An 11,730-nucleotide genomic window follows, 5' to 3' on the forward strand; every position below is an offset into this window, starting at 1 on the left:
ACACTGCTTACATTGATACTTTTGTTTAGCCTGCTTATTCATACCAAACTTGTATAGTTTATCAGAATTACAGCGTGGGCATTTTATATTAGTTTTGCTCATTGTTCTTCTCTCCTTTTTGAAGGGGGTATTATTTAGTATCGCAAACCTATTGTATTTCCTTGGGCTGAGAAGAGCAATGTTCATATAACTTAACAGATCGTATATTAGTTTATGGAGGAAAAGTATGAAAAAAGTTATAGATGCAAAAGGAAAAGCTTGTCCTATGCCTGTAATTATGGCAAAAAAAGAAATAGATTTAGGAACAAAATTCTTCGCGATTGAAGTTGATAATAATATAGCAGTAGAGAATTTGAAAAAGTTAGCTAATAGTCAAGGCTTTGAAATAACATTAGAAGAAACTGAAGGTATATATTTAGTACATTTTTCTAATGGTTGTGAAGAGTGTCAAGAAGTATTAAATAAAATACAAGGTAAAAAACCACTAGGTGATTGGTGTATATTTGTTGGAAAAGACATAATTGGAGCTGGAGCAGAAGAGCTTGGAAAGTCATTAATGAAAATGTTCTTTTATACACTATCTGAAGATGAAGATTTACCAAAAGCAGTACTATTTATGAATGATGGTGTAAAAGTTCCAACACTAAACGAACAAGCTATTGAGCATTTAGAAGTTTTAGCTCAAAAAGGTGTTAATGTATTAGTTTGTGGAGCATGTTTAAATTATTATAATCTTGAAAATGAACTTAAAGTAGGAACTGTAAGTAATATGTATGATATTGTTGGAGTTATGAAATCAACATCAAAAGTCATTACATTATAAAAGAATAAGTATATAGTACATTTACACAAATAGAATATTATTTAACTTTATAAAGTTAAGAGTAAAAGTGAAAAGTTAAAGATGAAACCTTTAAATTTATAATGATTTAAATTTAGTTTTACTAACTTTCTTCTTAAACTTTTAACTATAAACTCTTAACTTATAATCAAATAAGGTGTTTCTACTTTATTTGATTATAATTGAATAATCTTGTTTATCTATTACTTGGCCTATGATTCGCGTATAAGGAGTATATATTTCCATACGAGATAGGTATTCTTTAGCATCTTTTTCAGGCATTGAAAGTAGAAGCCCTCCAGAGGTTTGAGGATCTAAAAGAACATCCTGCATTTCTTGAGTTACTCCATTAGTAATTCTAAATATATCTTTTAAGTATTCTAAATTATTATACATTCCTTCTGGAAGAATACCCATTTTAGCATATTCTAAAGCATCTGGTATAATAGGAATATTATTACTAAAAAGTTCTATTGTTTTATTACTACCACCGGCCATCTCGTATCCATGACCAATTAAGCTAAATCCAGTTATGTCAGTACAAGCATGAACTGTTAGTCCCTTAAATGATTCTTTTGCATATTTATTTAAAGTAGTCATAATATTTGTGACTTCTTTTATTTTATCTTGAGTTAATAATTCTGCTTTATTTGCTGTATTTAAAATACCAACTCCAATAGGTTTAGTTAATACCAATACATCTCCTGTTTTAGCATTACTATTGGTAAGGATATCTTTTGGATGAGCAAATCCACTAACACATAGACCATATTTAGGAGTTGGATCAGCTATTGTATGACCACCTGCAACAACTGCACCAGCTTCTTTAATCTTGCTATATCCTCCCTGAAGTATATCATGCATAATTGATGGGTTTAAACATGACGGAAAACAAAGTAAATTCATGGCTAAGGCAGGATCTCCTCCCATAGCATATACATCACTTAAGGCGTTAGTTGCTGCTACTTGACCAAATGTATAAGGATCGTCAACCATTGGAGGAAAGAAGTCAACAGTTTGAATCACTACTTTATCATCAGAAACTTTATAAACACAAGCATCATCTTTTTTATCAAAGCCAACCAATAGATTAGGATCTTCAAACTGAGGAAGATTTTTCAAAACGGAATCTAACACAGCAGGTCCTATTTTAGCTGCACAACCGGATGTTTTCGTTAATGTAGTTAATTTTATGTTATTAGACATTTTTAGTCCTCCTAATTATTTAATAAAATTATACAATTATATAAGTAAATTGAATTTAGCGATATAACTACATTATATTACCATAACCCAAATATATCTAGGTTAAATTAAATTGTAATAATATGGAGAATTAAGTTGTTTACATATATATTGAAATAAGTGTAAAATTAAATATGGTATTATTTATAATAAGGAATAAATATTAGAATAGAGGATGAATACAGTGGTAACAACAAATGATTTCAAAAATATAGTTTTAAAAAATATACCCTTAATAGATGTAAGAGCACCGATTGAATTTGAAAAAGGAGCCTTTCAAACTTCTGTTAATTTACCGATTTTAACAAATGAAGAACGTCATATTATTGGAATTTGTTATAAAGAAAAAGGAAATGATGAAGCAACAAAATTAGGTTATGAAATTGTATCAGGAAAAACTAGAGAAAATAGAATTAGTGGATGGATAGATTTTATAGATAAAAATCCTGATTCTATGATTTATTGTTTTAGAGGTGGATCACGTTCAACAATAGCACAAAAATGGATAAGTGAGATAGGAAAAAGAGAGATAGTTAAATTAGAAGGTGGATACAAATCTTTTCGTAATTTTTTAATAAACTCATTAGAACCTAATAGTATAAAGGCAAAACCTTTAATACTTACGGGATATACTGGTTCAGGAAAGACAATCTTATTAAATAATTTAAAAAACTCTATAGATCTTGAAGGTATAGCTAATCATAGAGGATCAACATTTGGACATCATGTAACAATTCAGCCAACACAGATAAATTTTGAAAACAATTTAGCTTACGAAATTATTAAGCATAATAACAAAGAGTATAAATATATGATATTAGAAGATGAAAGTAAAAATATAGGTAAAAGTTTTATACCTAATAATCTTTATAGATTATTTCATAGTTCAGATGTTATATTTTTAGAATCATCTATAGAAGAAAGAGTAGAAAATATTCTTGATGATTATGTAATTAATGGACAGAAAGAGTTTATAGCTGCTTATAACGATAATGAATTGGGAGTACAACTTTGGTATGATGACATGTTAAAAAGCATGGAAAGAGTAAAGTCTAAACTAGGTGGAGATAGATTGAAAATTATTATAGATGAGTTTAATAAGGCTTATAGTATTCAAAAAACTACTGGAAGTTATGAGTATAATAGAGTATGGATAGAGCTTTTCTTAAATAATTATTATGATCCTATGTATAAACATTCTATTGAAAAAGATGATAGAAATATTATATTTAGAGGAGATAAAAAAGCAGTATTACAATATATAAATAGTTTAGAGAAATAATCAGTTAAATATATAATAATTCCGTAATTTTACATTTATTTCATTCATATAATTAGAGTAAAAGAAATGTAAAAGGGGAGTTTTTTTATGAGTGAAAATAAAATTATTTGTCCAGAGTGTGGTAAAGAAAATAAGGAAGGAAGTATTATATGTTCAGGATGTAAGAAAGTATTGCAAAACGATTTAGCACAAGCAAGAATTGATAAAGTATATCCAAAGTATAATTTTAAAAACATTAAAACTGGGTTTAGAACACAAGTGAAAAACAGAAAGCCATCAGTTATCGTTGGTGCTATATTGTGTATATCTATAATCGGTACAGTTATTTATACTACTGGAAGAAGTACTGACGAAAGTGCAAGTAGTTTATCAGCTGATTTATCTGCTATGATATTAGAAAATGATAATGCAGAAGAAACTATGAGTAATCAAGGATTTTTCTATAATGATAGAGCGAATAAAATTAAAGCAGATACTGACTTTAAAGAAGAAATGAATAGTATAATAGAGGATACTAATTCTTCTCAAGAAGTTATAGATAATGCAACTAATTTATTAAATGAAAAAGTTAAAATTCAAGAACAAGAGACAGCTGTTGAATCAGAAATAATTAATAATGGATATGAAGATGCATTATGTATGATTGATAAAAATATTGTTAGAGTTTACGTAAAAACAAATGATGTGTTTACTGAAGAAAATGCAACATCAATTCAAAATATAGTTGAAGGTATTACTGGATTAAGTGATATACAAATAGAATCAAAAAATTAGAACATATTTAACACTAGGTTAGTAGTGTTAATAAATAATTAATAAAATATTAGTACCTAAAAGAAGGCTATTAGATATAATATATCTAATGGTCTTTTTTTTATTAATTATTAAAGGCTTAAAGAGTAGAAATCAAATTTGAGAGGTACATATATGAAGATTTTTGGATGTAATGATATTATCTCTGCAACACGAAATAATAATCTTAAATTAGTAGAAGAATTAATAAAGAGCTGCAATATAGATTATAAAGATAGAAATCATAAATCAGCTATATTCTATGCTGTAGACAACTGTAACATTGAGATTTTAGACTTGCTTATAGATAATGGAGCAAACTTATATATTAGGGATGACAGAGGTTTAACTATTTTTCATTATATTATTTTGAATGAAAATAATATTCTTATTGATTATTTTATAAATAAGAAAAAGATTATCTTTAATATTGAAAAAGTTAAAGAGGAAGTCAAAGATATAAAAGTTAAGGATGATAGAGTTTTCTTAAATATAATAAAGAAAATATTTTGATATAAATAATCAAAAAAAATACATTATTCAGATTAACTATAATTTATGCAAGAGTAATTTCATATAGTTATAGTAGTAAAATCAATTTGTTTAAAAGCGAAAGTTGTATTGTAATATGTAGAAAGGCTGATTAAGATTAATGAAAAATATAATTATAGTAGACCATAAAGAAGCAAGGATAGGAAGAATAAGAGAAATTATAAAATATTCTGAAATCAAGGTTGAAACAATTATAGAATGTAATAGCGAAGAGGATGCATATGAAAAAATTAAAAACAATAATATTAACCTATCAATAATATGCTTAACTAAAAATCACAGCGATGGTATTATATTATTAAAAAAAATTAACAAAATTAGATTAAAACCAAAAGTAATAATAATAAGTTATTTAGATACCTCTTCTGATATTGTTGAATTATTACGCTGTGGTATAAAAGAGTATTTATATGGTAATTTCCAAGATAGTGAATTAATTACAACTATAAAAAAATTGGAAGAAGAGTATAAAGAAGAAAAAGAAGAAGTTACTGAAAAGGTATTTTTACTTTATTCACAAATTAAGCACTTGTTAGTTCAAAATAAACTAGATGAAAATGTGGCTAAAAGTCTTAATAGTATTTTAAGCAAATATATTACAAACATATGTTATAAAATAATCTGTACAAATTATAAAATGAAAAGCAATATAAATAATAATTGCTTTTATTTCCATAATATAAATAGACATAATGTAATTATAATAGAATCAGATAAGGCAGAGAGATTTATAAATGAAAATTTAAACGGATTTGGTTTTGGAATAAGTAATAGCTATACAGATATCAAATGTCTTATGAATGCATTAAATGAAGCAATAGAATTAAGAAAAGAAAACTTTTTTTTGCAATTAAATAAAAAAGTTAATATTAAAGAGGATAGAATAATAGATGAGTATGAAATAGAAAGATTGATAAATCTTATTGGTACTAATCGATTAGAAGTAAGCACTAGCTATTTAAAAAGAATAGTTATGTTAGTTAAAAGGTCAGAAATTAGTAAGGATTCATTTTTAGACCTGATTAATAAAATATATAGTAGAATATATGAGACATATAAAGGAATTATTGAAGAAGAGAAAATTAAATTAGAACTTTTAGAAAATGCTTTTAATTATACTAATATAGATATATATTGTCAGGAAATATATTTATTAATGGTATTAATAAATAAGAAACTATTAAATAAATATGATTTTTATAAAAATAGAATTAAAATTGAAGAAGCGGTTAGATATATAAATAAAAACTTTAAAGATAATATTAATATGACTTTTATATCTAATTATGTATCTATGAATTATACAATTTTTTCTATAGATTTCAAAGAATATACAGGTAAGAATTTTGTTAATTATTTGAAAGAAGTGAGGCTTAAAGAAGCTAAAAGGCTGTTGGATGAAACAGATATGAAGATAAATGAAATTAGTGAGGCTGTAGGTTATGATAATGATAAACATTTTATGAAGACATTTAAAGGGGGATTTAGTGTTACACCAACAGAATATCGTAAAAATATTAAGTCTGGAAGAGATAATAGAATAGTCTAAAAAGATTTTAGTAAAAAAATAACACCAAAAGTAAAAAAAAATACACTTATTTTGTAAAGGATAACATCTATAATTATTTATATAGAGGTTATCCTTTTTAGTAATAAATAAGTAGGGGGAAATAATGAAAAAGAAGTTGTTAGCAGGATTAGTAGCTAGCATGATGGCAGTATCATTTTTAGTTGGATGTGGTTCTGATACTAAAGAAAATACTACAGATGATACTACTCAAAAAACAGAAGAAAGTGAAAAGTCAAAAGAAACTCCAAAACAAGAAGAAAGTGATGTTGCAAACTCAACACCTAGAAATGAGACACTTTATTTCAATGGACAACAATGGGGAACTATAAATAACTGGAACCCTATGAGTTCTAACTCAAATAATGCTATGGCAATACAGCAAGTTGACTCTGCTAGAGTATTAATTTATGAAACACTATTCTTATATAATATGCTTGATGGATCGCTACAACCTTTACTTGGAGAATCATATGAATGGAATAGTGATCAAAGTCAACTAACAATTAAACTTAATCCAGATGCTAAATGGAGCGATAGCACACAGGTAACTGCTGAAGATATAGTTTATACATTTAACACTCATGTAAAGTATGGTTCAACTACAGGTAATGACTATTCTGCTTACATTGAAAAAGTAGAAGCAAAAGATGATACAACAGTTGTATTTTACTCAAAACTAGATGATGCTGGTGTACCAATTAATCCATTAAAAGTAATAGAATATATTCCTAAAGTATATGTTATGCAAAAAACATATTTACAAATAGTAGAAGCTAGAAATAATAATGAAGCTGATAAAGTTAAAGAAGATGTGATGGATGATCTAGTTACTTCTGGTCCATACAAACCTTATTATGATGATGATCAAAAAGTTGTATTTATAAGAGATGATAACTATTGGGGTACAAGTCTATGGGGCAGTTTACCAACACCTAAATATATAGCTCATACAATATTTGCTGATAATGCATCTGGAGATGTTGCATTTGCTAATGGTGAAGTAGATGTATCTCAACAATTTATATCTGAAGTATGGAAGATGTGGGAAAGTGGAAAACCTATATCTACTTATATAGATGATGCACCTTATTATGTTTGTGCTACAATGCCAACAGCGTTCTTCAATATTGAAAGAACAGGATTAGATAGAGTAGAAGTTCGTAAAGCTATTGCTATGGCTGTAGATTATGACCAAATAATATCAACAGCTATGTCTGGATATTCCCCAACATTTAAAGATGCACCTAGAAGTTTAATAAATCCAACAAAGGCTGAACAAGAATTGGTAGATCAAGCTGCATTAAGTGATTTACAATTTACAGGTAAAGATATTGAAGGTGCTAATAAACTACTTGATGAAGCTGGTATAGTTGATACAGATGGAGATGGAATTCGTGAAATAAATGGTGAAAATCTATCATATAAAGCAGAGTGTCCAGAAGGATGGTCAGATTGGAATGCATCACTAGAAATAGTTGCAGCTGCAGGTAAGGAAATAGGAATTAATATTGAAACATATTTCCCAGATGCAAATACATTCTATGATGATATGACAACAGGTAAATTTGATATTTGTATGTGGAGTCCTCCAGGAGCATCAATTGCAAATCCATGGACTCGTTCAATGGCATTGCTTTCAAGCACATACAATGAATTAGAAGTAAACTGGAGTGGTAATTTTGGTGGATTCACTAGTGAAAAGGCAGATGAAATCCTCGCTAAAATACCAACTGAACAAGATCAATCTAAGTTAAAAGAATATTATACTGAATTAAGTAAAATATATCTTGAAGAAGTTCCTTCATTTTCATTAATGTATAGACCACAAGTATTCCATACAGTAAATGAAAGTGTATGGACAGGGTTCCCAGAAAAAAATGATGGAAATAATATTCCACCGCTAGATTGTACAGATGGTTATGGAGTTGCAGCATTATATCACCTTAAAAATGTTGAATAATTAAATTGAAATAGTCAATTAAATATTAAAATGACCATGTTTAAAGATTGATTAAGCATGGTCGTTTTTATAAAATAATTTACAGTAAGTTCAACGTGGAGGTGATAATGTGAAAGGATATAAAAAGTATTATACAAATAAAATAGCATGGTATGTTGCAACATTTATTATTGCTGTTATTTTAAACTTTGTATTACCGAGATTGATGCTTGGTGATCCTGTATCTGCAATTGCAGCAAGATCTGTTGCAGGTATGACAGATTCTACAGCTATTCAAAAAGTATATGAAGAGTATGCTGAAAAATTTAGTATAAATGAACCTATGACAACTCAATTTTTTAGCTTTATTAAAAATGCTGTAAAAGGTGATTTTGGTGTTTCATTTAGTCAATATCCTAGAACTGTCTCAGATATAATAAAATCTTCTGTATGGTGGACTGTTTGTCTTCAACTTCCTGCCATATTAGTAGGTTGGATATTAGGAAACTTATTAGGAGCTGTGGCTGCATATAGAAAAGGAATATTTGATAAAGGAATTTTACCTATATTTTTATTTTTTAGTAATGTTCCAGCCTTTGGAATGGCTATAATACTTCTATTTGTCTTTGCTGTAAACTTAGGATGGTTTCCTACTAGTGGAGGTTATGGATATGAATTAATACCAAATGCTAGCTTTACATTTTTTAAATCAATTATATATCATTACCAATTACCATTTTGGTCTATTGTGTTAATAACAGTAGGTGGCCAAGCTATAGGGATGCGCTCAATGTCAATTTATGAGCTTAATGCTGATTATGTGAAATACAGTAGATTCTTAGGGATAAAAGATAGAAAAATTACTAAATATGTATTTAGAAATGCAATGTTGCCACAAATAACAGGGCTAGCTATGTCTATAGGTACTATGATAGGTGGAGCTTTAGTAGCGGAGATAATCTTTAGTTATCCTGGACTAGGAACCACAATTTTGAATGCTATAAAGGGTCGTGATTATCCGTTAATTTCTGCATGTACTTTAATTATTACAATAATGGTTTTGTTAGCAAATCTATTAGTAGAAATTTTATATGGTGTAATTGATCCTCGTATAAAAGCATCACAACAAGACTAAAGGAGGAGGCAGAAGATGAAAAGTCAATTAAAACAAATTTTTCATGATAAAAAATTCTTATTAGGATTTATTATATTTATCACTATTCTATTTGTGACTATAGTATATCCAATACTTGTTTCCTATGATCCTTTAGAAATGGTAGGTGGGCTATTTTATAAACCAGGTAATTATGTATCTATCACTGATGTAGTAGAATCAAAAAGTTATAAACTAAACATAGATACTAAAGCAGGTAGATTAGAAAGTAAACTTTCTTTAGAAGATAGAGCTGAAATGGCTACATGGCTTGAAAAGTTTGGAGGTGTTTCTATAAGTGAGATAGATGTGACAAATGCAGAAGAACTAGTTAAGTTATGGAATAAGTATTATGATTCTAATAATTCCCAAGAAGGTCTAATTTCTGCTAAGAAAAAGTACTATGTAAGATTAGATAATAAAATTGATGGAATTTTAGAGGAAAGTGAAATAGTCATTTCAACTGCTGATGAAGAGACTGGGGAGTTAGTAGAAGGTATTAAAGTAAACTCCAAAGATTTTGTCAATGTGAAAGATATATCTAATCAAAGAACTTTCGTATTAGGTACAGATAACTTTGGTCGTGATGTATTAACTGAATTAGTATATGCTACAAGAACTTCATTAAAAATAGGGTTAATAGCTGGGTTGATTGCAACTTTGATAGGTTTAATGTTAGGTTTATTATCTGGATATGTTGGAGGATTATTAGATGATATTATAATGTTTATTACAAATTTATTTACAGTAATTCCGTCTTTTGTAATATTGATTCTTATATCATATAGCGTTGGTCAAAGTGCAAGAGGTATAACTATGGTTGCTAGTATAATAGGCTTAACTTCTTGGACATGGACAACTAGATCTGTTCGATCACAGGTTATTTCCCTTAGAAATAGGGATCATGTAAATTTATCTAAATTGTCAGGACATAGCTTATTTAGAATAATACTAACAGATATATTGCCTTATGTAGCTTCATATGTAATAATGGCTCTAATTTTACAGATATCATCAGGTATTCTAGCTGAAGCTCAATTATCTATGCTAGGATTAGGACCTGCAACTACAAAAGTTACAACTTTAGGTTTAATGATGAACTGGGCTATGCAATATAAAGCACCATTATCTAATGCATGGTGGGCATTCTTGCCAGTTATTCTTTCAATTGCACTAATTACATTTTCTCTAAATTTGATGAATACAGGATTAGATAAAGTATTTAATCCACAGCTTAGAGAGTAGGGGGAATTGGTTATGGGAAAAGTATTATTAGAAGTAGATAACTTAAAAACTAAATATATTACAAGGTTTGGTGAAGATGTATATGCAGTAGATGGAGTTTCATTAAAGATTGAAGAAGGAAAGTCACTTGGTATAGCTGGCGAATCTGGCTGCGGAAAATCTACTTTAGCATTAAGCTTAATGGGATATTATTTTGCACCTCTTCATTATCAAAGTGGAAGTATAAAGGTAGATGGTAAAGATATTTCAATTATGAAACCAGATGATGTACGAAAGAAAATTTTAGGGAATGAAATAGCTTATATACCTCAATCTGCTATGAATGCACTAAACCCTACTCAAAAGATAATAAGATTTATTGAAGATGTAATTCGAGCGCATGATCCTAAAGTTAAAAAAATGATATTTATGATTTAGCTAGGAAACGTTTTGAAATATTAGGATTACCAGAAAGTGTCCTTCAAAAACATGCAGTAGAGCTATCAGGAGGAATGAAACAAAGAACTGTAATAGCAATTTCTACGATTCTATCACCAAAGGTATTAATAGCAGATGAACCTTCATCTGCTTTAGATGTTACATCACAAAAGATGGTAATAAAAATGTTAAAAGATTTGATGCATAAAGGTTTTATAAAATCAATGATATTTATAACTCATGAATTACCTCTACTATATAATGTAACTGATGATATTATGGTAATGTATGCAGGTCAAATTGTAGAGTATGGTAAAGCAAAAGAAATGGTATTTGACCCTATGCATCCATATTCAAAAGGTCTTATGGGATCTATAATAGTACCTGAAGAGGGTACAAAAAATAATAAATTAGTTGCTATCCCAGGTACACCTCCTAACTTAAAAAATCCACCTCTAGGTTGTAGATTTGCTGAGCGTTGCAAATTTTCAAAACCTGAATGTATGGTTCATAGTATAGATGAGAAATACATAGAAAATGGACGTATGTATAAATGCTATATGAATGAATCTGAAGAATCTGTTAAGCTGATATGAAAAAATAGCTTGATTTTTCATAGAATTGCTCGCTCTTTGAAAATTATATAAGTTTGAATTTTTTATTGTATGGTAAACAAACCTACAATAAAATTAAT

12 protein-coding genes are annotated in these 11,730 nt (G+C 28.3%); 10 read left to right on the plus strand and 2 right to left on the minus strand.

Going from position 1 to position 11,730, the window contains the following annotated elements; genetic code table 11:
* Positions 1-102 (minus strand): IS1 family transposase (locus H8S10_RS16585; RefSeq protein WP_347707662.1); only part of this gene is annotated, 102 nt, incomplete at its 3' end.
* A gap of 124 nt (positions 103-226) precedes the next feature.
* On the opposite strand from H8S10_RS16585, the gene yedF reads away from it, so the two are divergent.
* Positions 227-823 carry a sulfurtransferase-like selenium metabolism protein YedF gene (gene yedF, locus H8S10_RS16590; RefSeq protein WP_186839612.1) on the plus strand — a complete coding sequence of 199 codons (597 nt, stop codon included), beginning with the start codon at positions 227-229 and terminating at the stop codon, positions 821-823.
* Positions 824-1,009: 186 nt separating this feature from the next.
* Here yedF and selD read toward each other — a convergent pair whose 3' ends face one another.
* The gene (gene selD, locus H8S10_RS16595; protein WP_055263087.1) at positions 1,010-2,047 is read right to left on the minus strand and encodes a selenide, water dikinase SelD; all 1,038 of its coding nucleotides are present in this window, start codon (positions 2,045-2,047) and stop codon (positions 1,010-1,012) included.
* Positions 2,048-2,261: 214 nt separating this feature from the next.
* Here selD and mnmH point away from each other — a divergent pair, with 214 nt between their 5' ends.
* From mnmH to H8S10_RS18385, 9 genes are all read left to right on the plus strand, one after another.
* Positions 2,262-3,368 carry a tRNA 2-selenouridine(34) synthase MnmH gene (gene mnmH / locus H8S10_RS16600; protein ID WP_186839613.1) on the plus strand — a complete coding sequence of 369 codons (1,107 nt, stop codon included), beginning with the start codon at positions 2,262-2,264 and terminating at the stop codon, positions 3,366-3,368.
* A gap of 87 nt (positions 3,369-3,455) precedes the next feature.
* The gene (locus H8S10_RS16605; protein ID WP_186839614.1) at positions 3,456-4,142 is read left to right on the plus strand and encodes a SpoIIIAH-like family protein; all 687 of its coding nucleotides are present in this window, start codon (positions 3,456-3,458) and stop codon (positions 4,140-4,142) included.
* Between the two features lie 153 nt (positions 4,143-4,295).
* Positions 4,296-4,673 carry an ankyrin repeat domain-containing protein gene (locus tag H8S10_RS16610; protein ID WP_055263081.1) on the plus strand — a complete coding sequence of 126 codons (378 nt, stop codon included), beginning with the start codon at positions 4,296-4,298 and terminating at the stop codon, positions 4,671-4,673.
* A gap of 139 nt (positions 4,674-4,812) precedes the next feature.
* Positions 4,813-6,261 (plus strand): helix-turn-helix domain-containing protein, encoded by a 1,449-nt coding sequence (locus H8S10_RS16615; RefSeq protein ID WP_186839615.1) that lies wholly within the window; start codon positions 4,813-4,815, stop codon positions 6,259-6,261.
* Between the two features lie 124 nt (positions 6,262-6,385).
* Positions 6,386-8,242: an ABC transporter substrate-binding protein gene (locus H8S10_RS16620; protein ID WP_186839616.1), complete on the plus strand. Its 1,857-nt coding sequence runs from the start codon at positions 6,386-6,388 to the stop codon at positions 8,240-8,242.
* A 109-nt stretch (positions 8,243-8,351) separates the two neighbouring features.
* Positions 8,352-9,356, plus strand: a complete 1,005-nt coding sequence (locus H8S10_RS16625; protein WP_186839617.1) for an ABC transporter permease — start codon at positions 8,352-8,354, stop codon at positions 9,354-9,356.
* Positions 9,357-9,371: 15 nt separating this feature from the next.
* Positions 9,372-10,619, plus strand: a complete 1,248-nt coding sequence (locus H8S10_RS16630; protein ID WP_186839618.1) for an ABC transporter permease — start codon at positions 9,372-9,374, stop codon at positions 10,617-10,619.
* 12 nt (positions 10,620-10,631) lie between these two features.
* Positions 10,632-11,036: an ATP-binding cassette domain-containing protein gene (locus H8S10_RS18010; protein WP_207731916.1), complete on the plus strand. Its 405-nt coding sequence runs from the start codon at positions 10,632-10,634 to the stop codon at positions 11,034-11,036.
* A 17-nt stretch (positions 11,037-11,053) separates the two neighbouring features.
* Entirely contained in the window at positions 11,054-11,632 is a 579-nt protein-coding gene (locus tag H8S10_RS18385) for an oligopeptide/dipeptide ABC transporter ATP-binding protein (protein ID WP_347707686.1), read from the plus strand.
* Positions 11,633-11,730 lie beyond the last annotated feature (98 nt).

Origin of the sequence: Clostridium sp. NSJ-49, from assembly GCF_014287725.1 — a bacterium.
In the GTDB taxonomy this organism is placed as follows: Bacteria; Bacillota; Clostridia; order Clostridiales; family Clostridiaceae; genus Clostridium; species Clostridium disporicum_B.

What these genes read in the sequence shown, in the direction of transcription:
- yedF (WP_186839612.1), top strand. Translation starts at nt 227, where the DNA reads ATGAAAAAAGTTATAGATGCAAAAGGAAAAGCTTGTCCTATGCCTGTA.
- selD (WP_055263087.1), bottom strand. Translation starts at nt 2,047, where the DNA reads ATGTCTAATAACATAAAATTAACTACATTAACGAAAACATCCGGTTGT.
- mnmH (WP_186839613.1), top strand. Translation starts at nt 2,262, where the DNA reads ATGAATACAGTGGTAACAACAAATGATTTCAAAAATATAGTTTTAAAA.
- H8S10_RS16605 (WP_186839614.1), top strand. Translation starts at nt 3,456, where the DNA reads ATGAGTGAAAATAAAATTATTTGTCCAGAGTGTGGTAAAGAAAATAAG.
- H8S10_RS16610 (WP_055263081.1), top strand. Translation starts at nt 4,296, where the DNA reads ATGAAGATTTTTGGATGTAATGATATTATCTCTGCAACACGAAATAAT.
- H8S10_RS16615 (WP_186839615.1), top strand. Translation starts at nt 4,813, where the DNA reads ATGAAAAATATAATTATAGTAGACCATAAAGAAGCAAGGATAGGAAGA.
- H8S10_RS16620 (WP_186839616.1), top strand. Translation starts at nt 6,386, where the DNA reads ATGAAAAAGAAGTTGTTAGCAGGATTAGTAGCTAGCATGATGGCAGTA.
- H8S10_RS16630 (WP_186839618.1), top strand. Translation starts at nt 9,372, where the DNA reads ATGAAAAGTCAATTAAAACAAATTTTTCATGATAAAAAATTCTTATTA.
- H8S10_RS18010 (WP_207731916.1), top strand. Translation starts at nt 10,632, where the DNA reads ATGGGAAAAGTATTATTAGAAGTAGATAACTTAAAAACTAAATATATT.